We start from the raw sequence: 26,463 nt of genomic DNA, 5'->3' as shown, positions 1-26,463 counted from the left end.
GCGCGGGACCCGTACGGCTTCTCGGATCCTGACCAGCTCGCCGGCCTGTCGCCGCCGCACCTTCGGGCAGGGCTCGGCACCTCCCCCTGCCGCCCGGGCGTGCGCCTCCCTAGCGTCGGGCGGGTGGCGTACCGCTCGGGGATCGGCTGGCGACTGTTCGACGCGGCATCGACGCGGCTGGACCGCCGCTACGGCTGGGACCGGCTGCCGCGACCAGTCGCGCTCGGCGTGCTCATCGGCCTGCGCAACGAGCTGCGCCGGCACAACCTCCACGACACCGGCATCGTGCCCCAGCTGCCGCGCCCGGTGCCGCCTCCGGGCGACCCGGAGGCGCGCTCGGCGGACGGGACGCGCAACGACCCCTCCGACCCGTGGATGGGAGCGGCGGGTACGCGGTTCGGCCGCAACGTCCCGCTCGCCGCAGTGGACCCCCGGCCCGAGGACCACCTGCTGCACCCGAACCCGCGCGAGGTGTCGCGCCGGCTGCTGACCCGCACGGAGTTCCAGCCCGCTACGACGGTCAACGTCCTGGTCGCCGCGTGGCTGCAGTTCATGGTCAAGGACTGGTTCAGCCACGGCAGCGGGGACGCCGACGCGGGCTACCGCGTCCCCCTCTCGGCGGACGACCCCTTCCCGCAGCAGCCGATGGTCGTGCCGCGCACGATCCCCGACCCGACCCGTCCGCCCGGCACCGAGGGGACGCCGACCTTCGTCAACACGCTCACGCACTGGTGGGACCTCTCCTCGGTCTACGGCACGACCGAAGCGCAGCAGCAGCGGATCCGCACTCACCAGGGCGGCCGGCTCGCCATCGCGCCCGGATCGGTGATGCCGCTGCCCGACGACGATCCGGAGGCGGACGTCACCCGGGTCCCCGGCTGGTGGGTCGGCCTCGGGATGATGGCCAGCCTGTTCGCCCTGGAGCACAACGCCATCTGCGACGGCCTGCGGGCCGAGCACCCGTCGTGGACCGACCAGCAGCTGTTCGACAAGGCCCGGCTCATCAACGCGGCCGTCGCCGCCAAGATCCACACCATCGAGTGGACGCCGGCCGTCATCGCGCACCCCACGACGGAGTACGCCATGCGCGCCAACTGGTTCGGCGTGGCGGGCGAGCGCCTGCACCGGGCGGTCGGCCGCCTCGGCCGCAGCGAGGTGGTCTCGGGCATCCCCGGCTCCCCCACCGACCACTACGGCGTTCCCTACTCGCTGACCGAGGAGTTCGCCGCGGTCTACCGGATGCACCCGCTGGTCCCCGACGACTACCTCCTGCGGTCGGTCGCCGGCGCACCCGAGCGGGCAGTCGACTTCGCCGAGCTCGCCGGGCCGGCCAGCCGGGCCGTCTTCGCCGAGCGCTCGCTCGCGGACCTCTTCTACAGCTTCGGCACGGCGTACGCCGGCGCGATCGTCCTGCACAACTACCCCCGCGGGCTCCAGCAGTTCACCCGTCCTGACAACGGGCTGCCCATGGACATCGCCGCGGTCGACCTGCTGCGGATCCGGGAGTTCGGCGTCCCGCGCTACAACGAGTTCCGCCGGCTGCTCCGGCTCCACCCCGTACGCGACTTCGCGGAGCTGTCCGACCACCCGCAGACCGTGCGCGACCTGCGCGAGCTCTACGACGACGACGTCGAGCAGCTCGACCTCATGATCGGCATGTTCGCGGAGGAGCGGCCGACGGGCTTCGCCTTCAGCGACACGGCGTTCCGCATCTTCATCCTCATGGCAAGCCGCCGGCTCAACAGCGACCGCTTCTTCACCCGTGACTACGACGCCCGCGTCTACACCCGCTTCGGCACGCGGTGGATCGACGACGCCACGATGAGCGGGGTGCTCCTGCGCCACCTGCCGGCGCTCGCGCCGCACCTGCCGGCGACCAGCAACGCGTTCAAGCCCTGGGGTTGAGCGGGCGTCGTCGCACGCCGTCCCGCACTCGCGGCGCTCCCGGGGTGCCTTCTCGCGGAGCGGAGCGCTCCGTACGCGTGGGCGGAGCGGAGCGCTCCGCTCCCCGACGAGGCACCAGCTGCTCAGGCGTCCCGGTTGGCCAGCAGCGCCAGCACGGTGTTGCCCGTCGACAGCGTGGTCGTCATCAGCGCGGCGCGCCGCGGCAGGTCGCCGCGCAGCCCCGACACCGCGGCGATGACCGCGTCGCTGCCGTGGATGAGCACCGCTCGACGGCGTACGTCGCGGCCGGCGGCACCACGCTGCGTCCACAGGTCGACGCCGAGGACGACGGTCCGGATCCCGAACATGCGGAAGGGGTAGACGCCGCTGCGGTCGGCCCGCGCATCGGTCCCGAGCCCGTGCAGGAGGACCGCGGGGGCGACGAGCCCCAGGGCGCCGTTGACGAGGCGAACCGCGGCGAGGGCCCGGGCGGCGGTGTCGGGACGCATCTCCATGCCATGACGCTGGCTCCCGCGCTCCAGCCGTGTCAATGGCGTCGCCTGCACCTTCGTGCACGCCGACCGCCCGGCCCTCCCCCGCCGCGGACCGCCCTGCGCATGCTGGTCCTGGCCGTCGACGAGGACGAGGAGCACGCCGTGCAGACGATCTCGGTCACCAACTGGTTCGGGAGCATCACGTCCTCGCCACAGGTCGTGGTCGAGGTGCAGAGCGTCGACGAGATCGTCGCCGTGATGAAGGACAAGGAGCGCTACCCGAGCCCGGTGCGCGCGGTCGGCTCGAACCACTCGACGACCCCGTGCGGCGTCGCGGAGGGCGGGACGCTGCTGGTGATGCGGAAGATGGACCGCATCGTGGAGATCCGTGACGACACGGTCACCGCCCAGGCCGGCGCCCTCTACCTGGACGTCAACCTCGAGCTCGCGAAGCGGGGTCTGCAGTTCTTCGTCAACGTCGAGCTCGGCAACCTCACCATCGGCAGCGCCTGCACCGGGGGCACGAAGGACGCCTCCATGGAGGGCGAGTTCGGGCAGGTCGCGTCGTACGCGATGGTGCTCAAGATGGTCACGCCCGACGGGGAGCTCGTCGAGATCGACGGCAGCGACCCCGACCTGCTCCAGGTCGCGCGCTCGAGCTACGGGCTGTTCGGCGTCGTCTACGAGGCGACCTTCCGCGTGCGGCGGCTGGCGGCGCTCGACGTCCACCACGAGCGCTTCACCCTCGAGGAGTTCGCCGCCGCGCTGCCGGCGCTGCGCGAGAGCGGCGCCGGGATGATGCTCTACATCAACCCGTTCAAGGACCTCATCACCGTCGAGCTGCGCCGCTACGGCGAGCCGACGCCCGCCCGCGAGCTCAGCACCTGGCAGTGGAGGCTGCGCGACGCGGTGTGGAGCCACTACGCGCCGCTGTTCGGCCACCGGGTCACGACGATGGTGCCGAGCCGCCGGCTGCGCGGGATGCTCATCGACGGCTACAACCGGCTCATCAGCGCCGCGCTGACGAACCTCGTCCGCGGCAAGCACACCCTGCCGCAGGCGCAGCAGATCCGCTACCCCGAGGTGTCCGGGAGCAGCCGCTACACCTTCAGCATCTGGGCCTTCCCGGAGGACCGCTACATCGACTGCCTGACGCGGTACTTCGAGTTCACCAAGGAGCACTACCGCCGCACCGGCTACCGCGTCGACCTCATGAGCGTCGGCTACCGGATCCTCTCCGACCGCAGCTCGCTGTTCTCCTACAGCTACGACGGCACCATCATCACCTTCGACCCGGTCTCCACCGGCAGCGAAGGGTGGGAGCAGTTCCTGCGGGAGTACAACGAGCTGTGCAGCCAGATGGGCGGGGTGCCGCTGTTCAACCAGACGAACTTCCTCACCCGCCCCCAGGTCGACAAGGCGTTCGGGGAGCGGGTCGCCCGCTTCGAGGGCTACCGCCGGCGCTTCGACCCCGAGGACCGGCTGCTCAACGCGTACTTCCGCGAGCTGCTCGCCTCGCCCGCCGGCGGGACGGTCCCCACCCAGCCCGGCACCCAGCGCGACGCGTCCATCGACCTGGCAGGCAAGCGTGTCCGCCTCTGACGCCCGGTCGCTGGCGCAGAGCTACTTCGACCTGCTCACCAACAAGCAGGACCTCAGCCGGATCGACGAGCTCTTCTCCCCCGACATCGCCTTCCACGACCCGGCGATCGTCGGCAGCGGCCGAGCCGACGGGCTCGAGGAGGTACGCGGCTTCTTCACGATCTTCTTCCGCGCCTTCCCCGACGTCCACTTCAGCGTCGACGACATCCTCGCGGAGGACGACCGCGCGGCGGTGCGCTTCACCTGGACGGGCACGCACAAGGCGACGTTCCTCGGCCACACGGTGAGCGAGCGGCACGTCTCCGTCCCGGGCATCGACATCTTCCACGTCGCCGACGGCAAGATCACCGAGGTACGCGTCGCCTTCGACCGCCTCGAGCTGGTCGAGCAGCTCGGCGGCCTGCGCCACCCGCTCTAGGGAGTCCCGTGCCGCACCAGGTGCTGCTGACGTTCTCCGCGCCGGTGGCGCCTGGTCGGCTGCCCGCGCTCCGCGAGGTGCTGGCGGGGATGCAGGCGGCGGGGGCGCAGAACGACGTCCTCCCCCTGGAGGCACTGCCCGGCACGCACTTCCTGCGGCTGCTCCTGCTCGACGACGACACGCCCGCGCCGTCGCTCGTGCTCATGCTGGACTGCGACGCGCCGACCCGCCTCCGCGTACGCGCCCTCGCCGGAGCGTGCGGCGCGGGCCTCGACCGGCTCTTCGGACACTGCGCGGGCTACCCCGCCGAGCCGCGGTCACGGACGCGCCGGGCCTTCCTGCGCCGCTGCGCCCAGCGCTCCTCGGTGCCCTACGTCCACGTGCTGGGGCGCACGGTGGACCAGGTCACCGGTGAGGTCCGGCTGGTGCGGGAGATCGAGGACTTCCTCGACCGCCAGGACTTCTCGGGCTCGACCGCGCGCGCCGTGCGGGAGGAGGTACGCCGCTTCGTGGCCTCCCGCCCAGACCTGGCGTGGGCTCTGGAGCCGCCCGAGCGCCCCGGGCTGCTGTTCCGGCTGCGCGAGGGTGCTCACGCGGTCGCGGTCCCCGCGCTGCTGCTCGTGTCCGCCCCCGTGGTCGTGCCCGCGCTGCTGGCCTGGGTGGTCGCGCTCCGGGTGACCGAGCTGCGACAGCACGTGGTGCCGCCCGTGCTCGAGCCCGAGCGGATGACGCTGCTCGGCGACGCGGAGGACGTCGGCGCGCAGAACGCCTTCACCAGCATCGCGGAGGTGAAGCCCGGGCGCTTCTGGGCACTGAGCGCGCGGATGTCGCAGCTCGTCGGGAACTACACCGCCCGGCACGTCTTCACCCACGGCAGCCTCTCCGGCCTGCGGACGGTGCACTTCGCGCGGTTCCAGCGGGTCGGGTCGCGGCTGCTGTTCACCAGCTACTACGACGGCAGCCTCGAGAGCTACAACAACGACTTCGTGGACCAGGTCGCCTGGGTGCTCAACACCGTCTTCGGCTACCAGCAGGGCTTCCCGCGTACGCGGTGGCTCGTCCTCGCCGGCGCGCGCGACGAGCGGGGCTTCAAGGCGTTCATCCGCGGCTCGCAGATCCCCACCGCCGTCTGGTACTCCGCCTACCCCGACCAGCCCGCCGCGACGATCGACCGGCGGGCGCGGGCGCGGCTCGGGCTGTCGGGCCCGATGAGCGAGCAGGAGGCGCAGGAGTGGCTGCAGCTGCTGTGACACTCGAGAGCGACGACATCCAGGCGATCGTCTTCCAGGGGTACGGGCGGCTGCGCGCCGCGGCGTACATCCTGCTGGAGCTGGGTGACGACACGTCTCGCGCGCGGACGTGGCTCGCCGGTCTGGAGCCGTCGCTCTCCTACGGCGAGGACAGGCCCGGCGCGTACGCCGTCAACCTCGCGCTCACACCCCGCGGACTGCGCCGGCTCGGTGTCCCGGAGGAGGTGCTCCGGCAGTTCTCGCTGGAGTTCCAGGAGGGCATGACGAGCCCGCACCGCCGCCGGCTGCTGGGCGACGAGGGCGCGGCTGCGCCCGAGCAGTGGGCCTGGGGCGGCCCGGGGCAGCCTGCCCCTGATGCCGTGCTGCTCGTCTACGCCCCCGGGGTCGAGGAGCTGGCCGAGCGGATCGCGGAGCTGCGCGCGGGCATCGCATTTGCGGGGCTCGGCGTGCTCGCGGTGCTCGACACCGAGGACATCGGGTCCGTGGAGCACTTCGGCTTCACCGACGGTGTTTCGCAACCGGTGCCCGCCGGAACGGCGCGGACGTCGACGCCCCTGCACACCATCGCGCCGGGTGAGTTCGTGCTCGGCTACGACAACGAGCACGGCCAGCGTCCGGCGAGCCCGCTGCTCCCCGACGCGCTGGACCCGCGAGGCCTGCTGCCGCGCTCCTCCCGGGGCTCAGGGCTGCGCGACCTCGGGCGCAACGGGTCGTACCTCGTGCTGCGCCAGCTGCGCCAGGACGTGCGGGCCTTCTGGTCCTGGGTGGACTCCGCCGCCGGTGGCGACGACGCGGGGTCGGTGCGGCTCGCCGCTCGCATGGTCGGCCGCTGGCCCAGCGGGGCCGCGCTCGCCGTCTCACCCGACCGCGACGACCCGGAGGCGGCCGGCAGCAACGACTTCGGCTACGCCTCCGACGCCCAGGGCCTGCGCTGCCCGCTGGGTGCCCACGTCCGGCGCACCAACCCGCGGGAATCCCTGCCCCCGAAGCCGGGGACACCGACGTCGGTCGCCGTCGGGAAGCGCCACCGCCTGCTGCGCCGCGGGAGGGAGTACGGCCCCTTCCTCGACCGGGCCGCCGCGCTCGGGCCCGCCGGTCCGGACGAGCCGGAGCGGGGGCTGCACTTCGTCTGCCTGTGCGCCGACCTCGCGCGGCAGTTCGAGTTCGTCCAGCACACGTGGGCGATGAACCCGAACTTCTCCGCGCTGTACGCCGATCCCGACCCGCTGCTCGGCGGCCACACCAGCGGAAGGCACGACTTCACCGTGCAGCGCGTGCCGGTGCGGACCCGCTACCGCGACCTGCCGTCGTTCGTCACGCCGCGGGGCGGCGCGTACTTCTTCCTGCCGGGGCGGCGGGCCGTGCGCTGGCTCAGCTCGGGAAGTCCGTCGACGCGCTGAGCCCGCGCCACGCCTCCAGCTCCGCGCGCTGCGCGTCGAGCACCGCGGCGTACGCGGTGAGCGCGTCGCTCCCCAGCACGAGCATGGCGGGCGGCTCGGGCGACGTGACGGCCGTGATGATCGCCTGCGCGGCGCGCGCGGGGTCGCCCGGCTGCGTCCCGTGCACGGTGTCGTTCTCCTTGCGCCGCTTGCCCGCGGTCTCCGCGTAGTCGGCGATGGGCGTCGCCGCCTGGGTCAGCGAGCGGCCGGAGAAGTCGGTGCGGAAGCCGCCGGGCTCGACCGCGACCACGGCGATGCCGAGGGGCTGGAGCTCCTTGCGCAAGGAGCTCGAGATGCCCTCGAGCGCGGCCTTGGACGCGGCGTAGTAGCCCGAGCCCGGCGGGCAGACCATCGCACCGATGGACGAGATGTTGACCACGGCGCCGCTGCGGCGCGCGCGCATGCCGGGCAGCACGGCCTTGACCATGGCGACGGCGCCGAACAGGTTGGTGGCGAACAGCCGCTGCACCGCCTCGTCCTCGCCCTCCTCCACGGCCGCGCGGTAGCCGTAGCCCGCGTTGTTGACGAGCACGTCGATCCCGCCGAACCGCGCCTCGGCCTCCCGGACCGCCGCCGCGACCTGCTCGGGGTCGGTCACGTCCAGCGGGAGCGCCAGAGCACGCTCCGGGTACGCGTCGGCCAGGTCCCGCACGGTGCCCGGGTCGCGTGCCGTCACGACGGCGGACTCGCCCCGCTCGAGGACCGCCTCGGCGAGCGCGCGGCCGAGGCCGGTGGAGCAGCCGGTGAGCAGCCAGGTCGTCATGCGGGTCCTTCCGTCGGCGGGCGGGTGGGGCGTACCCGGGCAGCGTGGGACGTACGCGGAGCCGGGCAGCACCCCAGAGCTGCGCGCCCCCGGACCGCGGACTCACCACAGCCTCGTGGTGGCGCCGGGGCCGCGGTCCACCGCGTGCATCGCCGGCACCGGTGGGCCGCCGTCCGGGCGCAGCCACTGGAAGAGCCCCGGCCTGCCCGGGTCCGGACCGAGCCGCCAGCTCCCGAGGTGCAGCAGCCGGTGGTGGCGCGGGCAGAGCAGCACGAGGTTGTCGAGGTCGGTCGCCCCTCCCTCCGCCCAGTGGACGATGTGGTGGGCGTGGACCGCGCGCCGGTCGCAGTCGGGGGCGACGCAGCCCCCGTCCCGGGCGTACAGCGCGCGGAGCTGCTTCTTGGAGGCGAGGCGGACCGTGCGCCCGAGGGCCAGCGGCACCCCGGTCTGCCCGAGCAGGACGGGGGTCACGTGCGCCGTGCACGTCGCGTGCTGCAGCCCGGCGGTCGGGAACGCCTGCCCGAGCAGCGCGGCGGTGCCGGTGAGCGGCTGACCGGGCTCGAGCTCCCCGCGCAGGGTGGCGAGGTCGAGCACAAGCGTGACGTCGGCGGCGGGAGCGATGACGACCTGCGCGGCGATGACCGGCTCCCCGTCCGAGCGCTCCTCGCTGCCCGCTGGAGTCCCGCCGCTGACGGCCATCGCGAGCTGGGCGACGTCGACGAGGGCGTCCGCGCGACGCTGGGCCGGAGTGCGCGGATCGCGGGAGCCGTCGGGCTCGGGCTGCGGGGCGAGGAACGGGGCGAGCGCGGCCTGCACGACGCGCCCCTGCTCGGGGTCGAGCAAGCCGGCGAGGTTCCAGCCGTCGAGGCCCTTCGTCACCGCGAACCAGCGGGACTGGTGGATGCGCTCAGCCGCCTGCTCCACGGACTCGTCGGCCTCGACCGCCGTCGCCACCCGGTCCACGACGACCTGCACGTCAGCAGGTCGGGTGCGCACCGCCGTGGCGACGAGCACGCCCTCGGCGTGGGACAGCACCTGTCCTCCGAGGCGCTTGCCGGCCCTCGCGAGGACCGAGACGTGCCGTGCGGACACGGCGCCCTCCGCGTAGGCCTCCTCGGCCAGCGGCAGGTCGCGCAGCACGCGCGCCGCCGCCACCTGACCGGCAGCCTCGGTGGCGTCGAGGCGCAGCTCGTGCCGCAGCCACGACGCCGCCGTCACCGCGTTGTCGACCTCGTAGCCGCCGAGAGCGTCGAAGGCGGCCAGCACTCGCGCGGCCTCCGCGTCGAGCTGGCAGCGCCACCGGTGCAGCACCCGCAGCCGCTCCCCCAGCTCGGCCGCCGGCACACCGGAGAGGTCACCTCCCAGGTCGAGCAGCTCACGCACGTCGGGCCCGTGCAGCTCCGGAGCCGGGGGCAGAGCGGGCTGCTCCGGCTGCGGCTCGGGCGGGGTCATGCACTCAACCTAGCCGCCACCACTGACAGAGCTCGCGCCGCAGAACCTCCGCAGCAGCAGACACTCCTACCCATCACGGCCGTCGCCTCGGGTGCTCCGCTCGGCAGCACCAGATGTGCACCAGCAGCACGCAATGCCGTGCTGTCGGGCACCAGTTCGTGCGGCAGCCTGATCAACTCCAGACGCTGGCACCAGCGCCAACGCCGGACAGAGGGCGGGCTGCAACTCACCCCAGCGCCGGCAGCACCTGCTCCCCCGCCAGCACGGGCCGGAACAGGTCGCCCCTCCGCTCGACGCGCTCCACCACGTCCTCCAGCCCGAACCCGTCGGGCCGCAGGGCGGGGTCGTCCAGCTCCTCCCACGCGATCGGCGCCGACACCGACGCCCCCGGCATCGCCCGCGGGCTGTACGGCGCGACCAGCGTCTTGTTGATCGCGTTCTGCGTGTAGTCCAGCCGGGCGAGCCCGCCGCGCGAGCTCACCGTCCACTTCCAGCTGACCAGGTCCGGCACCACCGCGCCCACCGCGTGCGACAGCTGCTCCACCCACGCGCGGGTCTCGTCGAAGCCGGGCCCGCGCGCGATCGGCACCCAGATCTGGATGCCGCGCCGGCCGGTCACCTTCGGCTGCGCCCGCACCCCGAGGTGCTCCAGCGCCGTGCGGTGCAACCGGGCCAGCACCAGCACGTCCTCCCACGACGTGCTCGTCCCCGGGTCCAGGTCGATCAGCGCGTACGTCGGCAGGCGCGGCTCGTCGGCCTTCGACGTCCAGGCGTGCCACTCGAGGGCGCCGTAGTTCGCCGCCCACACCAGCGTCGCCGGCTCGTCCACCACGACGTACGTGGTGGTCTCCCCGTCGTCGGCCTCCGGGTTCTCCCAGCGCGCCAGCCACTCCGGCGCGTGCGCGGGCAGCTGCTTGTGCCAGAAGCCCTTCGTACCAGCACCGTTCGGGTAGCGGTGCATGTTCAGCGGTCGCCCCTGGAGGTACGGCACGGCGACGGGCGCGATCCGCGCCGCGTAGCGCACAAGGTCTCGCTTCGTCACCGGTGCACCCCCGGGCCGCGGCGGGAACAGCACCTTGTCGAGGTTGGTCACACGCTGCCGGCGCCCGAAGACCTCCCACGTCCCCGACTCCCCCAGGTCGTCTAGAGCGGCGAGCTCGTCCGCGGTCGCGCGCACCACCGGCGGCCGCAGCACGACGGCGGCTTCCGCGGCGGGCAGGTCCGAGCGCCAGAGCCGGTCGGGGTCGGCCTTCACCTCGTCGTTGGTCCGCCCGGTCAGGGCGGAGCGCGGGTGCTCCTCCGGGTCCCACCCGGGCACCGCGGACTCGTCGTGCTTGTGCACCAGCAGCCAGTCCTCGCGGCCCGCGCGAGCGGACGAGGGACCGCGGCGTACCAGCACGAAGCGGCCCCGCAGCTTCTCCCCCCTCACGTCCGCGTGCAGCTCGCCGCCGGCAACCGCGGCCGCCGGGTCGTCCGTCCCGTGCGGCTCCCACGTCCCGATGTCCCAGACGATGACGTCGCCGCCGCCGTACTCTCCGTGCGGGATGACCCCCTCGAAGTCGAGGTACTCCAGCGGGTGGTCCTCGACGTGCACCGCCGTGCGGCGCACGTCCGGATCGAGCGTCGGCCCCCGGGGCACCGCCCAGGACACGAGCACGCCGTCGATCTCGAGGCGCAGGTCGTAGTGCAGCCGGCGGGCGCGGTGCCGCTGCACCACGAAGCGCCGCACGGGTCCGCCCGCAGCCGCGCCCGACCCCGCCGGCTCCGGCGTGCGCCCGAAGTCCCGCATCTCGCGGTAGCGCTCCAACGCCATGCCCCCACCCTGCCCCAGCAGGCCGAGCGCCAGACGCACAGCACCCCCACAGGCAGAGCACACGTCTCACCCAGACAGCCGGACGAGGGTTCCAGCATGAGCACGACCGCCACCGCCCGGCGCAGCCGCGTCGCGGGGGGCGCGGCTGCGGGCGGCGACGTCTCCGTGGTCCGTACGCTGCGCGACGGCCGCGTCGTGCTCGCCGTCGTCGACGTGAGCGGCCACGGCGAGGACGCCGCCCCCCTGGCGGCACGGCTGGAGCGCCGCCTGCGCGCCCTCGCCGCCGTCGGCACGACGCCCGCCTGCGCGCTCGCGGCCCTGGACGCCGAGCTGCGGGACGCGGACGACGAGGCCCTCGCCACCGCGGCGTACGCGGTCGTGGACCCGGTCGCGGGCACGGCCGTCTGCGCCAGCGCCGGGCACCCGCCGCTCGTGGTGGTCGACGCGGCGGGCGCGACCCTGCTCCCGGTGCCGCCCGGGCCGCCGCTCGGGCTCGCCAGCGCGTACGACGACGTCGTGCTGCCGGTGGGCGGGCTCCTGCTGGCCTACACCGACGGCCTGGTCGAGCGCCGCGGCGAGGACCTCGACTCCGGCCTCGACCGCCTCCTCGCGACGCTCGAGGCCGGCGACGCGCAGGACGTCGGCGGCCTCGTCGACGGCGTCTTCAGCGCGCTCGCGGTCGGCTCCGACGACGACGTCCTGCTCGCCGCGGTGACGATCCCGGAGCCCGACCTGCCCGGAAGGGCGCCGGTCCGGCAGGATCGTCCCGCTAGCGCCCGGTACGCGGTGGACTGGGAGCCCGCGACCGAGGAGGAGCCGTGGCGGAGGACCTGTTCCTGCGCACCTACCTGGACCTCGACGCGCCGCGGGGCCGGCGCGCGAGCGTCGCCCGCCCGGCCGAGCTCGTGCGCCGCGCCTCCCCGCCCGAGGCGTACGCGCTGGCCGGCTGCGTCCTCACGCCGACCGAGCGGCTCGACGACGGGTGGGTCGTCGTCGAGGGCGCGCGCATCTCCGCGGTGGGCACCGGGGCACCGCCGAGCGGGGTGCGCGTCGTCGAGACCGGCGGGGTCGTCCTGCCGGGCCTGATCGACCTGCACGGCCACCCGGAGTTCAACGTCTTCGCGGCCTGGGAGCCGTCGTCGACCTACCGCAACCGCTACCAGTGGCGGGCGAGCGAGGCGTACCACGCCCTCGTCCGCGACCCGCAGAACAAGCTGCTCGTGGACCCGGGCGCGCCCGTCGAGCTGGCCTACGCCGAGGTGCGCGCCCTCGTCGGCGGCGTCACCGCGATCCAGGGTGCCGGCGGGGCGACCCGGCACCAGGAGTCGCTGGTGCGCAACGTCGACGGCTGGGTCTTCGGCCAGCGCCGCGCCCGCGCGATGATCGACCTGCCGGACTCGCTCAGCGGCCGCGGCGGCGACCAGCTCGCGGCCGACCTCCGGGCGATCGCCGCCGGTGAGGTCGACGTGCTCTACCTCCACCTCGCCGAGGGCCTGCCCAGCGACGCGCGGTCCGCCGCGGAGTTCCCGCGCCTCGTCGAGCTCGGCGCGCTCACCCCGGCGACGCTGCTCATCCACGGCACGGCGCTCACGCCCCCGCAGTTCGAGCAGCTCGCCGCGGAGGGTCGCGGACTGGTCTGGTCGCCGCAGAGCCACCTGCGCCTCTACGGCACCACCACCGACGCCGCGGCCGCGCGCGCCGCCGGGGTGCGCCTCGGCCTGGGTGCGGACTGGCTCCCCTCGGGCAGCACGAGCCTGCTGGCGGAGATGAAGGTCGCCCGCCGCGAGCTGGCGCAGCAGGGGTCGCCGATCGAGCCGGCGGACCTCGTGCGGATGGTCACCTCCGGCGCCGCAGCGCTCGCGGGGCTCGACGCGCACCTCGGCACGCTGGCGGCCGGCAGGGCCGCGGACGTGCTCGTGCTCGAGCGCCACCACGACGACCCGTGGGAGGACGTCTGCGAGGCGGACCCGAGCTGGGTCGAGCTGGTCGTGCTGGACGGCGCCCCCGCGTACGGCCGCGCGGACTGGATGGCCTCCCTGCGCCCGGCCGGCGCGCCACCGGCCGACCCGCTCATCGCGTGGGGCAAGCCGGTCGCGCTCGACACGGGCACCAGCGCTCCGCTGCCGCAGACGCGGGCCGCGCTCATCGCGCAGTACCCCGCCATCGGCCCGATCTTCGCCTGACCCACCCGGCCGGCCCTGCGGACGGGCCCTCCCCCTGCCGAAGCGGGGGATTGAGGCGCACCAGGACGGAGCGCGCGGACGGGAGGGGGCCGACGTGCGACTGCCTGCCCTGCTCCGGCGCAAGCCCGTCGCCGCGCTCGCCGCCGCCGCCCTGGTCGGCACCACCGGCGCGGGGTACGCGCTGGAGCGCCGGTCCTCGGCGCCCCCGGCGACCACCGCGTGGAGCGGGATGCCCGACGGCGACGGGCTGCACCGCTACGTCGTCACCCTCGGCGCGTCCCGCAGCAGCGCCGGCAGCGCTACCACCACCACCGCCACCAGCACGACCACCAGCAGTGTCGACCCCGCGGCGTACCGCGCTGCCGTCGCGGCCCTCGGCGCCGGCGGCGCCCTGACCCGGCGCAGCGGCGTCCTCGTCTACGCCCGCGGCGACCGCGCCGTGCCGGTCGGCGTCCGGACGAGCACGCACGCGGCACCGCCCGCGCCCGTCGCCCGGCCCGTGGACGTCAGCGACAGCCTCCAGGCCCTCGCCGCCGTCCCCGGCGTGGTGTCGGCGCAGCGCGTCTCTCCGACGACCGCGCTCGTCGCGACCTCGGGCGGTGCCGGCGCGCTGGAGGCCGTGCCCGGTGTCGGCCGGGTGTCCCCCTCGCCGCGCGGCACCGTCGCCTTCGTCCCGCCGAGCGACCCGGGCTACGCGTACTCCTGGCACTTCAGCAACAACGGCGACGCCTACCAGCAGTCGAGCGTCGCCGGCGCCGACGTCCACGCCCCGCGGGCCTGGGACTCGACCCTCGGCCAGGGGCAGGTGGTCGCCGTCATCGACACCGGCTGGGCCAGCGCCAACGCCGATCTCGCCGGTGCCCTGTGGAGCAACCCGGGCGAGGTGTGCGGCGGCGGGCTCGACACCGACGGCGACGGCCTGGTCGGCGACTGCCACGGCTGGAACTTCTACACCGGCTCGGCGCAGCTGGACCAGGGGTTCTACGGCCAGCACGGCGGCTGGGTGGCGGGCGCCGTGGCCGCGCGCATCGGCAACGCGGTGGGCAGCGCCGGCATCGCGCCTGCCGCGACCGTCATGCCGCTGGTCGCCGGGAACGGGACCTACATCGACATCACGGCCGCGACCGCGGCGCTTCGCTACGCCGTCGACCACGGAGCGAAGACCGTCGTCTGCTCGTTCGACTCGCCCGCGGACGACCTCTCCTTCCACCAGGCCGTCGCGTACGCCGCCGCCCACGACGTGCTCGTCGTCGCCGCGGCGGGCAACGACGGCCAGAGCCGGGACGGCGTGCTCAGCTTCCCGGCCAGCTGGAGCGACGCGAACATCGTCACGGTCGCCGCGTCGGACGCGCTGGACCGGCCGGTCCTCCAGGAGCAGAACGGCGCCACCTGGTCCTCGGCGTTCGGCGCCACCTCCGTCGACCTGTACGCGCCGGGCCGGCTCGTCTACACCACCGGCTACGACGGCGGCTTCCGCCTCGTCGACGGCACGTCCATGGCCGCGCCTCTCGTGGCCGGCGCCGCCGCGCTCTACCGCAGCCTCAACCCTGGGGCGACGGCGGCGCAGGTCAAGGCCGCCCTGCTCGCGCACGTGCGCCAGGTCCCCGCGCTGGCCGGGCTCTGCGTCAGCGGCGGGGTCCTCGACGTCTCGTTCCTCGGCCCGGCGTCGGGGTCGGCGTACGCGTACCAGTTCTCCGGTGCGGGCGACCAGCCCAGCGGCACCGTCCACCCCGTCGTCACGATCAGCGGCGGGACCACGGCCCCGGACGCCGTGCGCCTCACCCTCGCGGTCAAGCAGGGCCCCGACGTGCTCGCCGTGGCCGGCGCCGGCATCTCCGTCGGCGGGACGACGTGGAACACCGCCGCCGACGGGTCGGTGACCGTCCCCGTCTCCTACGCCGACGGCACCACGCTCCGGCTGGGGATCCCGCTGCCCGACGGGCAGTACGCCCTGCTCGCCCAGCTGCAGAGCGGCGGCGTCGCCCTCACCCGGCCGTACGCCGCGCCGGTCACGGTCGGCGCGGTGCACGTCGCCCCCACTCCCACGCCCGCGGCCTCCGGGACGGCTCCGTCGTCCGCGAGCGGGTCGGCCTCCGCCTCGGCGTCCGCGACCTCGAGCCCGGGGCACACCTCGCCGCCCGCGCCCAGCCTGCCGAGCCCCACCTCGACCGGCGCGAGTGCCGGCGCCACCGCGGGGCCGCCCAGCACAGGCAGCGCCTCCGCGTCGAGCTCGGCGAGCGCCACCAGCAGCGCCACCTCCTCCGCCAGCGCGACGACGTCCGCGGCCGCCACAGCCACGGCGACGGCGTCGTCGACCGCCTCCGCCTCGGGCGGCGCGACCAGCAGCGCCTCCGCGAGCAGCTCGACCGGCGCCACGGCCTCGGCCCACCCGACCGCCTCGACCCCGACCGGCAGTCCGGTGCTCATCTCGAGCGTCTCGCCGAACCACCTGCAGCTCAGCCAGGTGGGCACCTGGGTCACCATCGTCGGCAGCGCCTTCCCGACCGGGCCCACGGTCCTGCTGGGCACGAGCCCGGTCACGGTCATCAGCGCCTCGGACACCTCGATCACCTTCCGCTCGCCCGCGTTCGTCGCCGGCTCCTACGACGTGACGGTCTCCGGCGAGGGCCGGCAGGGCACGCTGGCGCACGGCTTCACGTACGCGACGACGGGCTCCGCGCCGCTGCCGAGCTTCGGCGCGCCCGGCGCTTCCGCCGGGAGCAGCACCTCTGCCTCCGCGACCGCCGCCCCGTCGTCGGGCTCGACCGCCGCCGCCTCGGCGAGCGCGACCGCGACGGCCGGGTCCTCGGCGACCGCGAGCGCCTCCGCGGGCGCGACCGGGACGGCCTCGGCCGCGCCGTCAGCGAGCGCCTCCGGCGGTGCGTCGGCCGGCCCCACTGCTGGCGCCACGTCCACCCCGGCCGCGACGCCCGGCACCGTCACGACCGTCCGCTTCGTGGCCTCGCCCGCGCTCGCCGGGCTGGACCAGAGCGTCTTCGCGAAGACCGGCTGCGACACCGGCTGCGCCGGCCTGCAGGTGTAGCCGCCGAGGGTGTAGAACCGCTCCGTGGACACGGCCGCCCGCTCCCTGCTGGAGGCGGCGCGAGCGGACGCCGCGGACGTCCTCGCCCCCGCGGCGGAGCACCGCCGCGAGCTGTTCGACCTGCGGCTGCAGCGGTGGTGGGGCGACCTGCACGACGGGCTGGCCGCGGTCTACCCCGACGCCGACGGGCTCGCGCGTCGGCTGGTGCGGGTGGCGGCCACCGCGTACCTCGAGCGCGACGAGGAGCTCCACCGGCTCGACCTCGTCCGCACGCTGGAGCCCGAGTGGTTCCAGTCGCCGCGCATGGTCGGCTACGCCGCCTACGCCGACCGCTTCGCCGGGGACCTCGCCGGCGTCGCGCGCCGCATCCCCTACCTGCGGGAGCTCGGCGTCACCTACCTGCACCTCATGCCGCTGCTGCTGCCGCGCGAGGGCGACAGCGACGGCGGGTACGCCGTGGCGGACTACCGCCGGGTCCGGCCCGACCTCGGCACGATGGACGACCTGCGGTCCTTGGCCGCCGCCCTCCGCAGCGAGGGCATCAGCCTCGTGCTCGACCTCGTGCTCAACCACGTGGCGCGCGAGCACCCGTGGGCGCAGGCCGCGCGGGCGGGCAGCGCCCACCACCGGGCGTACTTCCGCACGTTCCCGGACCGCAGGATGCCCGACGCCTACGAGCAGACGCTGCCCGAGGTGTTCCCGGACTTCGCCCCCGGCAGCTTCACCTGGGACGACGAGCTGGGCGCGTGGGTCTGGACGACGTTCAACTCCTTCCAGTGGGACGTCGACTGGTCCAACCCGGAGGTGCTGCTGGAGTACGTCGGCATCGTCCTCGAGCTCGCCAACGCCGGGGTGGAGGTGCTGCGCCTCGACGCGGTGGCGTTCCTGTGGAAGCGGCTGGGCACGGACTGCCAGAACCAGCCCGAGGTCCACGCCATCACGCAGGCGCTGCGGGCGACGGCGCGGATCGCCTGCCCGGCACTGGCTTTCAAGGCCGAGGCGATCGTCGGCCCGGCCGACCTCGTGCACTACCTCGGCCAGGGCGCGCACCACGGCAAGGTCAGCGACCTCGCCTACCACAACAGCCTCATGGTGCAGGTCTGGTCGATGCTCGCGGCCCGCGACGCGCGGCTCGCGGTGACCGCGCTGCGCGCCCTCCCGCCGGTGCCGGCGACGACCGCGTGGATCACCTACGTCCGCTGCCACGACGACATCGGCTGGGCGATCGACGACGGCGACGCGGCGCGTACGGGCCTGTCGGGGCCGGCGCACCGTGCCTTCCTCAGCGACTGGTACTCCGGCGAGTTCCCGGGCTCCGACGCGGACGGCCTGGTGTTCCAGCACAACCCGGCGACGGGCGACCGGCGCATCAGCGGCACGACCGCCAGCCTGCTCGGGGTGAGATCGGACGAAAGCGCTGCTGCAGCGCGGATCCTGCTCGCGCACACCATCGCGTACGGGTGGGGCGGGATCCCGGTGCTGTGGTCCGGCGACGAGCTGGCGCTGCCCAACGACCCGCACTGGGCCGACGAGCCGGGCCATGAGGGCGACAACCGGTGGGCGCACCGGCCACGACTGCCGTGGGAGCTCGCCGAGCAGCGGCATGACGAGGACACGCTGCAGGGCAGGGTGTTCTGTGGGCTCCAGCAGCTCGCACGCACGCGCGCCGCGCTCCCGCACCTCGACGCGTCGGTCGCCGCGGAGGTGCTCGAGCTCTCCGACCCAGGCGTGCTGCCCGTGCTGCGCCGGCACCCGCTCGGGCCGCTGCTCGAGCTGGCCAACGTGACCGGCGACTGGCGCCCCTGGCCCGGTCCCCGGCTCGCGGAGCTCGGGCTCGACGATGCGGTGGACGCGCTGACAGGCAGCGGGTGCGGCGCGGGCGAGGACGGCAACCTCTGGCTCGCCCCCTGGTCCGCCGTGTGGCTCGTCGCTCGCTAGACGCTCAGACGCCGGCCTTCTGCCGCGTGTCGAAGGACCACTGCAGCGCCGAGAGGTACGTCGAGGAGAGCGTCGCGATGTCGATGCCGCTGGCGGCAGCGATCTCGAGGTCGTTGCGCTGGTGGCCGAGGACCGCGTCGAGCACGCGGCGCTCGGGGGTGTCGAGGCCGCGGAGCCCGTCGGCCAGCGACCCGGTGAGCCCGATCTGGTCGAGCAGGGCGGCGCCGTCGACACCGAGCAGCCCGGCGACGCCCTCGAGCAGGCCGAGGGTGAACGCCGTGTCCGGCTGGGCGCGGGGCACCCGCTGGGCGAGCACCTGGCAGGACCGGGCGAGCGCAGTGACGGAGTCGAGACCGTCGCCCCTGTCGCCGGCGATGTCGGAGACCGTGAGGAGCATGACCCAGGCGCGCAGCTGGGCGAGGCCCACGAGCATGAGCGCGTCGCGCACGGACTGGATGGTCCGGGTCGACGACGACCCGGCCGAGTTGGCCATGCGCAGCAGCTTGTACGTCAGCGCCGGCTCCTGCATGACCAGCAGCTCGACCTCGGGGATGGCGACGTCCTCGTCGGCCAGGGCGCCGAGCAGCCGTACGGCGGCGAGCTGGGCGGGGGCGAGCGTCGTCGTCGTCATCGTCTGCGGGCGACCGAGGTGGTAGCCCTGGAACAGCTGGAACCCGAGCCCCCGGCAGCGCTCGAGCATCTCGGCGTCCTCGACCTTCTCGGCGAGGAGCACGGCACCGTAGGACTGCACGACGCCCGCCACCCGGACGACCTCGTCCCAGGGCGTGGCCAGCACGTCGAGCTTCACGTAGTCGGCGAACGGCAGCAGCGTCGCGGTCTCGTCGGTCAGCACGTAGTCGTCGAGCGCGATCGCGTACCCCTGGTCGCGCAGGCCGCGGACACCGGCGAGGAGCTCGTCGTCGACCGCGAGGTTCTCGAGCACCTCCAGCACGCCGTCGGAGGGCGAGAAGGGCACGGGGAGGGCGCCGGTGGCGAACGACCGGCTGAGGTTGACGAACCCGCGGCGGCCGCTGAGCAGCACCGAGGGGCTGAAGTCGGCGAAGGCGGCGAGCATCACCGCGGTGGTGGCCGCGTCCTCGTCCGCGACGCTGGCGCTGCTCGCGCCCGCGGCGGAGCGGAAGAGCAGCTCGTACGCGTGGAGGTCCCCGTCGGCGTCGTAGATCGGCTGACGACCCACGTGCACCGGCGTGACGGACGTCGTCGTCGTCAGGCCGTGCGCCGTACCCGGCATCGTCGCCTCCTCCGCGCCCCGTCGAGCCAGCCCCGTCGGAGGAGAAGATCGGCACGCGCGGCCCCCGACCGCGCTCCCGGACGTGGACCGTACGGGTGATCTCTGCGTCGCGACGGGGCATGCTGCCCCCGCACGCACCGCACCACCGCGACGAAGGGTCCTCGCATGCAGTACCGCACGCTCGGCAGCTCCGGCCTCAAGGTCTCGGCGCTCACGCTCGGCACGATGACGTTCGGCGGTGGCGGGAAGTTCGCCCTCGTCGGCTCGACCATGCACGAGGAGGCCACCCGCCAGGTCGACCTCGCGCTCGAGGCCGGCGTCAACCTCATCGACACCGCCGACGTCTACTCCGACGGCCTGAGCGAGGAGATCGTGGGCGCGGCGGTCAAGGGCCGGCGCGACGACCTGCTGCTCGCCTCCAAGGTCCGCTTCGCGATGGGGTCCGGCCCGAACGACGCCGGGCTCTCGCGCCACCACATCCTGCGCGGCGCGGAGGCGAGCCTGCGCCGGCTCGGCACGGACTACCTCGACCTCTACCAGCTCCACCAGTGGGACGGCGTGACCCCGGTCGAGGAGATCGTGGCCGCGCTCGACACGCTCGTCCAGCAGGGCAAGGCGCGCTACGTCGGCATCTCCAACTTCTCCGCCTGGCACGCGATGAAGCTGCTCGGCGTCGCGGAGCGCACGGGTGCCGTGCGCCCGGTCAGCCAGCAGATCCACTACACGCTGCAGGCCCGCGAGGCGGAGTACGAGCTCGTCCCCCTGTCGCTCGACCAGGGGCTCGGCATCCTCGTGTGGAGCCCGCTGGCCGGCGGCCTGCTGTCGGGCAAGTACCGCCGCGGACACCAGCCGCCCGAGGGCAGCCGCGGGCTCTCCGACTGGAACGAGCCGCCGGTCCGCGACCAGGAGAAGCTCTACGACATCGTCGAGGTCCTCGTCGAGATCGCGCAGGGCCACGGCGTCTCCGCCGCCCAGGTCGCGCTCGCCTGGCTGCTCACCCGGCCCGCCGTCTCGTCGGTCATCATCGGCGCGCGCACCACGGAGCAGCTGCAGGACAACCTCGCGAGCGCCTCGCTGGAGCTCGCGCCCGAGGAGGTGGCGCGCCTCGAGGAGGTCAGCCGCCCCGACCTGCTCTACCCGTACTGGCACCAGGCCGCCTCGGCGTCCGACCGGCTCAGTGCCGCGGACCTCAGCCTGCTCGCGCCGCACGTCGGTTGAGCGGTTAGGTTCGGGACCATGACGATCTCGGACGCGACTCCCCAGCAGGCCAGCATCGGCGTCGTCGGCCTCGCGGTGATGGGCAGCAACCTCGCCCGCAACCTGGCCCGGCACGGCAACACGGTGGCGGTCTTCAACCGCTCCCCCGAGAAGACGCGCAGCCTCATCGAGCAGCACGGCGGCGAGGGCACCTTCCTGCCGAGCGAGCGGATCGAGGACTTCGTCGCGTCGCTGGAGCGGCCGCGCACCGCGATCGTCATGGTCCAGGCCGGAGCCGGGACCGACGCCGTTATCGAGCAGCTCGCCGAGCACTTCGAGGAGGGCGACATCATCGTGGACGGCGGCAACGCCGACTTCCGCGACACCATTCGCCGGGAGCGGGACCTGGCGCGCAAGGGCCTCAACTTCGTCGGCACCGGGATCTCCGGCGGCGAGGAGGGGGCGCTCAACGGGCCGAGCATCATGCCCGGCGGCTCCGCACAGGCCTACGAGAAGCTCGGCCCGATCCTCGAGTCGATCGCCGCGCAGGCCGAGGGCGAGCCGTGCGTGGTGCACCTCGGGACCGACGGCGCGGGCCACTTCGTCAAGATGGTGCACAACGGCATCGAGTACGCCGACATGCAGCTCATCGCCGAGGCGTACGACCTGCTGCGCAAGGTCTCGGGGCTCGAGCCGCCCGCCATCGCCGACGTCGTCGAGCAGTGGAACGAGGGCGACCTCGAGTCGTTCCTCATCGAGATCACCGCCGAGGTGCTGCGGCACACCGACGCCGAGACGGGCAAGCCGTTCGTCGACGTCGTCCTCGACGCCGCCGGGCAGAAGGGCACCGGCACCTGGACGGTGCAGAACGCCCTGTCGCTCGGCATCCCCGTCGGCGGCATCGCCGAGGCGGTCTTCGCGCGGGCGGTCTCCAGCCTGCCGGGCCAGCGCGCGGCCGTCACCGCGGCCGCGGGCGAGCGCCCCTCCCCCGTCGCCGCGCCCGACGGCTTCGCCGACGACGTGCGCGCCGCGCTCTACGCCTCGAAGGTCGTGGCGTACGCGCAGGGCTTCGACCTGCTGGTGGCGGGTGCGAAGGAGTTCGACTGGGACCTCGACCTCGGCGCCGTGGCGAAGATCTGGCGCGCCGGCTGCATCATCCGGGCGCGGTTCCTCGACCGCATCGTCGAGGCGTACGCCCGCGACCCGCAGCTGCCGAGCCTGCTCGCCGACCCGTACTTCGCCGACGCCGTGGCGAAGGGCGCGGCCGCGTGGCGGCGGGTGGTCTCGACCGCGGCGCTGTCCGCGGTGCCCGCGCCGGGGTTCTCCGCGGCGCTCGCCTACTACGACTCGCTGACCTCGGAGCGGCTGCCCGCCGCGCTCATCCAGGGCCAGCGCGACTTCTTCGGTGCCCACACGTACAAGCGCGTGGACAAGGACGGCATCTTCCACACGCTCTGGAGCGCCGACCGCAGCGAGGAGCTGCGCGAGGGCGGGAGCGGGCACTGAGCGCGGCGACGGTCCGCGCGGCCGCACCTGCCGACGCGGCGGCGATCGCCGCCGTCTACGCGCCGCACGTCACGGACTCCGCCGCGTCGTTCGAGGCCGAACCCCCCGCTGCTGAGGAGGTCCTGCGCCGGATGACCGCGGAGCCGCGGCTGCCGTGGCTCGTCGCGGAGCGCGAGGGCGAGGTCGTCGGCTTCGCGTACGCCGCGGCGCACCGGGCGCGTGCGGCGTACCGGTGGTCGGTCGACGTCTCGGTCTACCTGCACGACAGCGAGCGGCGGCGCGGGACGGGGCGGGCCCTCTACACCCGGCTGCTCCCCGAGGTCCGAGCCCTCCGCTACGTCTCGGTCTACGCGGGGATCGCGCTGCCGAACCCCGGCAGCGTCGGCCTGCACGAGTCCTTCGGGTTCGTCCCCGTCGGGGTCTACCGCAACGTCGGCTGGAAGCACGGCCAGTGGCGCGACGTCGGCTGGTGGCAGCTCGTGCCCGAGGACCCGCCGGTCGAGCCGGCCGAGCCGCTGGCCTGGACGCCCTAGGCCGCCACGGGCTCCTCGTCCACGGAGCCGACGCAGCGGGCGCACACGTCCGCCGGCACGATCCCGGCCTTCATGAGGTACGGGAACGCCTTGCACGCCAGGCAGATCCCGGCGAACGCCTCCAGCCCGGACGCGACGACCAGCCCGGCCAGCACGGCGTTCGAGGTGCGACGGCGGCCGGACAGGCGCAGCGCGACCGCGGTGCCGGTGACGGCGAGGCCGACGCCCTGGGCCAGCCGCTTCGGCGGGCTCGGCACGTGCTTCGGCGCGACGGGCAGCCGCGGCCGCACGACCTGCGTCGCGACCCGCCCGAGCGGGCTGAGCGTCGGCCCGGTGGCGACGCGGGCGGCGAACCCGTAGGTCAGCGGCCCGAGCAGCCACGGCTGGTCGAGCAGGACGGTCGTCGTCGCCATGGTGAACACCCCGCCGGCGACCAGCCGGGCCGAGACCTCGTCGACGGGGTCGGGGAAGCCGAAGATGCGCGCCATGCTCCCATCCTGCGTGGCGGTCCTGCGCTGCGCGAAGGAGGGCCCGCCCCGGGTCTCAGCATGCGGTCTCGCGGGTAGGACGCCGCCATGACAGAGAAGTTCGAGAAGGGCGACCACGTCTCCTGGAAGTCGCACGGCGGCACCGCCGAGGGCGTCGTCGAGAAGGAGATCACCAAGGACACCGAGGCCGCGGGGCGGACCGTCCGCGCGAGCGAGGACGACCCGCAGTACCTCGTCAAGAGCGAGAAGTCCGGGGGCGAGGCGGTGCACAAGCCGGGCGCCCTGAAGAAGGACTGACCCTCCCCCGTGATCATGCACATCGTGGGGGCCGGGGCGGCTCACACCAGCGTCGTCAGCACTCCCCCGTCCGCCCGGACGGCCGCGCCGTTGGTCGCCGAGGAGAGCGGGCTCGCGAGGTAGACGGCGAGGTGCGCGATCTCGGCCGGGTCGAGGAAGCGCTGGACCAGCGAGGTCGGGCGTCCCGCGACGAGCGCGGCGCGCAGTTCGTCGCTCCCCACGCCCCGCGCCTCGGCGATCTGTCCCACCGTCCCCGCGACCCCGTCGGACCAGGTGGGGCCGCCCAGCACGGTCGTGACGGTGACGCCGGTGCCGCGGGTCAGCTTGGCGAGCCCGTTGGCGAGGGCGAGCGCGGCAGCCTTGCTGACGCCGTACGGCAGCATGTCGCCCGGGACGTCGACCCCGGACTCGCTGCCGACGAAGACCACCCGGCCCCAGCCGCGCGCGAGCATGCCGCCGAGCAGTGCGCGTGACAGGCGGACCGCGCTCATGAGGTTGACCTCGAGGTAGCGCTGCCACTCCTCGTCAGGCACGCGCTCGAACTCCGCGAGGCCGAAGACGCCCACGTTGTTGACGAGGATGTCGACCTCGCCGAGCCGCGCGAGCAGTGCCTGCACCGCGGCCGGTGAGGCGAAGTCGGCCGCCAGGCCGGAGACGGCCGCTCCCGGCACGGCCGCGGCGAGGCGCTCGACCGCGGCCTCCACCCGCGCCTCGTCCCGCCCGTTGAGCACGACCTCGGCCCCCTCGGCGGCCAGCCCCGCGGCCACGGCGTAGCCGATCCCCTGCGTCGACCCGCTGACGAACGCCCTCCGGCCCTCCAGCTGCAGATCCACCGAACGCTCCACCTCTCGACCGCGATGACTTTCTTGAGCAAGCGACGCTACGGAGGATCGCGTGCTCAGTCAAGTGATCGGACACGGAGACCGCCTATGCTCGAGGCATGTCCGCACTCGACGACGACGAGATCCGCACCTGGTCGGCGCTCGCCACGGTGCTGGAGTGGCTGCCTCCGGTGCTGGACGCGCAGCTGCAGCAGGACGCCGGACTGACCCACTTCGAGTACGGCGTCCTCTGGGCGCTGTCCGACGCCGAGGACCGGACCCTGCGGATGAGCGTGCTGGCGGGCTACTCCAATAGCACGCTGTCCCGGCTCTCGCGCGCCGTGACGCGGCTCGAGGCGCGCCGGCTCGTGCGCCGCGCCCCCGACCCGACCGACGGCCGCTACACCCTCGCGACGCTGACGGCGCAGGGTCAGCGCACGGTGGACGGGGCGGCGCCCGGCCACGCCGAGCTCGTCCGCCGCCTGGTCCTCGACCCGCTGACGGCGGCGCAGGTGCGCCAGCTGCGCGAGATCAGCCGTCGGATCATGGGCGCGGTGCGCGCGGAGGACGGCTGGCAGCCCTCCCGCTGAGCGCGACGCCCGCCGCACCGACGAGAAGCGCGCCGGCGCCGCCCCAGGACGCGGCGTGCACGCCCCCGACGTACGCGTCGCGCGCCGCCTCGAGCAGCACCCGCGAGCGGGGCCCGGGGAGCCCGGCCGCGGCGACGACGGCTCCGGCCAGCCCGCCGACCGGGCGCGGGGCGGGAACGCGGTCGGCGAGCCCGTGCCGGTACGCCGCGGCCGCCACGCTGCCGAGCAGGGCGATGCCCAGCGCCCCGCCCAGCTCGCTCGACGTCTCCGACAGTGCGGTCACCCGGCCAGCCTCGGCTGCGGACACGCCCCCGACGACCGCCTCGGTGGCGACAGCGGCGACCGCGACCAGCCCGCTGGCGAGCACCCCTGCCCCGACGACCAGCAGGGCGAGGTCGTGGCGGCCGACCAGCGCGAGCAGCACGAACCCCGCCGCGCCCGTCGCCAGTCCCGTCGCGACGACGGCCCGCCGCCCGACCCGCTGCGCGAGCACGGTGGCGAGCGGAGCCGCGGCACCGACCACGAGCGAGGGCGCGAGGCTCCACAGCGCCGCGCGCAGCGGCGACATCCCCAGCACCAGCTGGAGGTACGCCGTCAGCAGCACCCCGTTGCCCACGAGCGCGCCCATGGCCAGCGCGTTGGCGAGCACGGGCCCGCGCACCGCCGGCGCCCGGAGCAGCGCTGGGTCGACGAGCGGGTGCCGCGTCGTGCGCAGCCGCTGCACCAGGGCGGCGCCGGCCGTGAGCGCGAGCAGGGCCGCGGCCAGGCAGGCGGTGCCCACCCCGTCGGCGGCCGCCCGCTTCACCGCCCAGACCGCCGACAGCACGGTGAGCAGGGACAGGGCCGCGCCCGGGACGTCGAACGGCGTACGCCGGGGCTCCGACTCCGGCAGGAGCACCGGGCCGACCACGAGGAGCAGCGCCATCGCCGGCAGGCTGAGGAGGAAGACCGAGCCCCACCACGCGTGCTCGAGCAGGACCCCCGAGATCACCGGCCCCAGCGCCACTCCCCCGGTCATCACCCCGCTCCAGATCCCGATGGCCCGCGCCCGGTCGCGCTCGTCGGGGAACAGCTGCCGGACCAGCGCGAGCGTCGACGGCATCAGCGTGGCTCCCGCGACGCCGAGCACGGCGCGCGCAGCGACGAGCGCCGCCGCGCTCGGCGCGTACGCCGCGGCGAGCGACGCCGCACCGAAGCCCGCCGCTCCGCACAGCAGCAGCCGCCGCCGCCCGACGCGGTCGCCGAGCGCCCCCATCGGCAGCAGCAGCCCGGCGAGCACGAGGCCGTAGACGTCGAGCATCCACAGCTGCTGGGTCGCGCTGGCGTGGAGGTCCCGCGCGATGTCGGGGACCGCGAAGTAGAGCACCGAGACGTCCATCGAGACGAGCAGCAGGGGCAGCGCGAGCACGGCGAGGGCCAGCCACGGTCGCCCGGCGCGCGAAGGTGCTGCTGGCAGAGTAGGGGCGAGGATCATGTCGGCCTCCGCGTACGGCATAAGCA

At 74.6% G+C, this 26,463-nt stretch carries 22 protein-coding genes; 14 read left to right on the top strand and 8 right to left on the bottom strand.

The genetic code is table 11. The features are described 5' to 3' along the window. The first annotated feature begins 123 nt into the window (after positions 1–123). Entirely contained in the window at positions 124–1,905 is a 1,782-nt protein-coding gene (locus tag EV189_RS17715; RefSeq protein ID WP_231116534.1) for a peroxidase family protein, read from the top strand. Between the two features lie 122 nt (positions 1,906–2,027). On the opposite strand, the gene EV189_RS17710 is transcribed toward EV189_RS17715, so the two are convergent. Continuing rightward, positions 2,028–2,399, bottom strand: coding sequence for a hypothetical protein (locus EV189_RS17710; protein ID WP_231116533.1), 372 nt, complete (start codon positions 2,397–2,399; stop codon positions 2,028–2,030). Between the two features lie 102 nt (positions 2,400–2,501). Between EV189_RS17710 and EV189_RS17705 the strand changes: the two genes are divergently transcribed. The 4 genes from EV189_RS17705 to EV189_RS17690 are packed head-to-tail and all read left to right on the top strand — an operon-like array spanning position 2,502 to position 7,048. Further along, a complete protein-coding gene (locus EV189_RS17705) occupies positions 2,502–3,980 on the top strand; it encodes an FAD-binding oxidoreductase (protein ID WP_231116532.1) in 1,479 nt (492 codons plus the stop codon). Next, a complete protein-coding gene (locus tag EV189_RS17700) occupies positions 3,967–4,398 on the top strand; it encodes an ester cyclase (RefSeq protein WP_130494324.1) in 432 nt (143 codons plus the stop codon). The genes EV189_RS17705 and EV189_RS17700 overlap by 14 nt, the downstream gene beginning before the upstream one ends. 8 nt (positions 4,399–4,406) lie before the next feature. After that, positions 4,407–5,648: a hypothetical protein gene (locus EV189_RS17695; protein ID WP_130494323.1), complete on the top strand. Its 1,242-nt coding sequence runs from the start codon at positions 4,407–4,409 to the stop codon at positions 5,646–5,648. Next, positions 5,630–7,048 (top strand): Dyp-type peroxidase, encoded by a 1,419-nt coding sequence (locus EV189_RS17690; protein WP_231116531.1) that lies wholly within the window; start codon positions 5,630–5,632, stop codon positions 7,046–7,048. Before EV189_RS17695 ends, EV189_RS17690 begins: the two co-directional genes overlap by 19 nt. Here the strand turns inward: EV189_RS17690 and EV189_RS17685 are convergent. The 3 genes from EV189_RS17685 to ligD form a co-directional block, all read right to left on the bottom strand. Next, entirely contained in the window at positions 7,020–7,850 is an 831-nt protein-coding gene (locus EV189_RS17685) for an oxidoreductase (protein WP_130494321.1), read from the bottom strand. The two genes, EV189_RS17690 and EV189_RS17685, sit on opposite strands and share 29 nt — an antisense overlap. Positions 7,851–7,952: 102 nt before the next feature. Continuing rightward, positions 7,953–9,302 (bottom strand): HNH endonuclease signature motif containing protein, encoded by a 1,350-nt coding sequence (locus tag EV189_RS17680; RefSeq protein ID WP_130494320.1) that lies wholly within the window; start codon positions 9,300–9,302, stop codon positions 7,953–7,955. Between the two features lie 226 nt (positions 9,303–9,528). Beyond that, positions 9,529–11,115 carry a non-homologous end-joining DNA ligase LigD gene (gene ligD / locus EV189_RS17675; RefSeq protein ID WP_130494319.1) on the bottom strand — a complete coding sequence of 529 codons (1,587 nt, stop codon included), beginning with the start codon at positions 11,113–11,115 and terminating at the stop codon, positions 9,529–9,531. A 96-nt stretch (positions 11,116–11,211) separates the two neighbouring features. On the opposite strand from ligD, the gene EV189_RS17670 reads away from it, so the two are divergent. The 4 genes from EV189_RS17670 (at position 11,212) to EV189_RS17655 (ending at position 18,279) form a co-directional block, all read left to right on the top strand. Continuing rightward, the gene (locus tag EV189_RS17670; protein ID WP_130494318.1) at positions 11,212–12,201 is read left to right on the top strand and encodes a PP2C family protein-serine/threonine phosphatase; all 990 of its coding nucleotides are present in this window, start codon (positions 11,212–11,214) and stop codon (positions 12,199–12,201) included. Beyond that, complete coding sequence (locus tag EV189_RS17665) at positions 12,159–13,298, top strand: amidohydrolase family protein (protein ID WP_165400368.1); 1,140 nt, start codon at positions 12,159–12,161, stop codon at positions 13,296–13,298. Before EV189_RS17670 ends, EV189_RS17665 begins: the two co-directional genes overlap by 43 nt. Before the next feature lie 94 nt (positions 13,299–13,392). Further along, the gene (locus EV189_RS17660; protein WP_130494316.1) at positions 13,393–16,341 is read left to right on the top strand and encodes a S8 family serine peptidase; all 2,949 of its coding nucleotides are present in this window, start codon (positions 13,393–13,395) and stop codon (positions 16,339–16,341) included. 24 nt (positions 16,342–16,365) lie between these two features. Further along, entirely contained in the window at positions 16,366–18,279 is a 1,914-nt protein-coding gene (locus EV189_RS17655; protein ID WP_231116530.1) for an alpha-amylase family protein, read from the top strand. 4 nt (positions 18,280–18,283) lie between these two features. On the opposite strand, the gene EV189_RS17650 is transcribed toward EV189_RS17655, so the two are convergent. Then, positions 18,284–19,531, bottom strand: a complete 1,248-nt coding sequence (locus tag EV189_RS17650) for an EAL and HDOD domain-containing protein (protein WP_130494315.1) — start codon at positions 19,529–19,531, stop codon at positions 18,284–18,286. 165 nt (positions 19,532–19,696) lie between these two features. Here EV189_RS17650 and EV189_RS17645 point away from each other — a divergent pair, with 165 nt between their 5' ends. Genes EV189_RS17645 through EV189_RS17635 form a run of 3 tightly spaced genes read left to right on the top strand, consistent with a single transcriptional unit; the run spans position 19,697 to position 22,767 of the window. Beyond that, positions 19,697–20,749, top strand: coding sequence for an aldo/keto reductase (locus tag EV189_RS17645; protein WP_130494314.1), 1,053 nt, complete (start codon positions 19,697–19,699; stop codon positions 20,747–20,749). 18 nt (positions 20,750–20,767) lie between these two features. After that, positions 20,768–22,234 carry an NADP-dependent phosphogluconate dehydrogenase gene (gndA, locus tag EV189_RS17640; RefSeq protein WP_130494313.1) on the top strand — a complete coding sequence of 489 codons (1,467 nt, stop codon included), beginning with the start codon at positions 20,768–20,770 and terminating at the stop codon, positions 22,232–22,234. Next, positions 22,183–22,767: an arsinothricin resistance N-acetyltransferase ArsN1 family B gene (locus EV189_RS17635; RefSeq protein WP_231116553.1), complete on the top strand. Its 585-nt coding sequence runs from the start codon at positions 22,183–22,185 to the stop codon at positions 22,765–22,767. The genes gndA and EV189_RS17635 overlap by 52 nt, the downstream gene beginning before the upstream one ends. Here EV189_RS17635 and EV189_RS17630 read toward each other — a convergent pair. Continuing rightward, positions 22,764–23,255: a DUF4395 domain-containing protein gene (locus tag EV189_RS17630; RefSeq protein WP_130494312.1), complete on the bottom strand. Its 492-nt coding sequence runs from the start codon at positions 23,253–23,255 to the stop codon at positions 22,764–22,766. The genes EV189_RS17635 and EV189_RS17630 overlap by 4 nt on opposite strands. Positions 23,256–23,342: 87 nt before the next feature. Here EV189_RS17630 and EV189_RS17625 point away from each other — a divergent pair, with 87 nt between their 5' ends. Then, a complete protein-coding gene (locus EV189_RS17625; protein WP_130494311.1) occupies positions 23,343–23,552 on the top strand; it encodes a hypervirulence associated TUDOR domain-containing protein in 210 nt (69 codons plus the stop codon). 41 nt (positions 23,553–23,593) lie between these two features. On the opposite strand, the gene EV189_RS17620 is transcribed toward EV189_RS17625, so the two are convergent. Continuing rightward, positions 23,594–24,385, bottom strand: coding sequence for an SDR family NAD(P)-dependent oxidoreductase (locus EV189_RS17620; protein WP_130494310.1), 792 nt, complete (start codon positions 24,383–24,385; stop codon positions 23,594–23,596). A 107-nt stretch (positions 24,386–24,492) separates the two neighbouring features. Between EV189_RS17620 and EV189_RS17615 the strand changes: the two genes are divergently transcribed. After that, on the top strand, positions 24,493–24,963 hold the full coding sequence (locus EV189_RS17615; protein WP_130494309.1) for a MarR family winged helix-turn-helix transcriptional regulator: 471 nt from the start codon (positions 24,493–24,495) through the stop codon (positions 24,961–24,963). On the opposite strand, the gene EV189_RS17610 is transcribed toward EV189_RS17615, so the two are convergent. Continuing rightward, the gene (locus tag EV189_RS17610; RefSeq protein ID WP_231116529.1) at positions 24,917–26,437 is read right to left on the bottom strand and encodes an MFS transporter; all 1,521 of its coding nucleotides are present in this window, start codon (positions 26,435–26,437) and stop codon (positions 24,917–24,919) included. The two genes, EV189_RS17615 and EV189_RS17610, sit on opposite strands and share 47 nt — an antisense overlap. Positions 26,438–26,463 lie beyond the last annotated feature (26 nt).

The organism is Motilibacter rhizosphaerae (genome assembly GCF_004216915.1).
GTDB classification, from domain to species: domain Bacteria; phylum Actinomycetota; class Actinomycetes; order Motilibacterales; family Motilibacteraceae; genus Motilibacter; species Motilibacter rhizosphaerae.
This window is presented reverse-complemented; position numbering and strand designations above follow the sequence as displayed.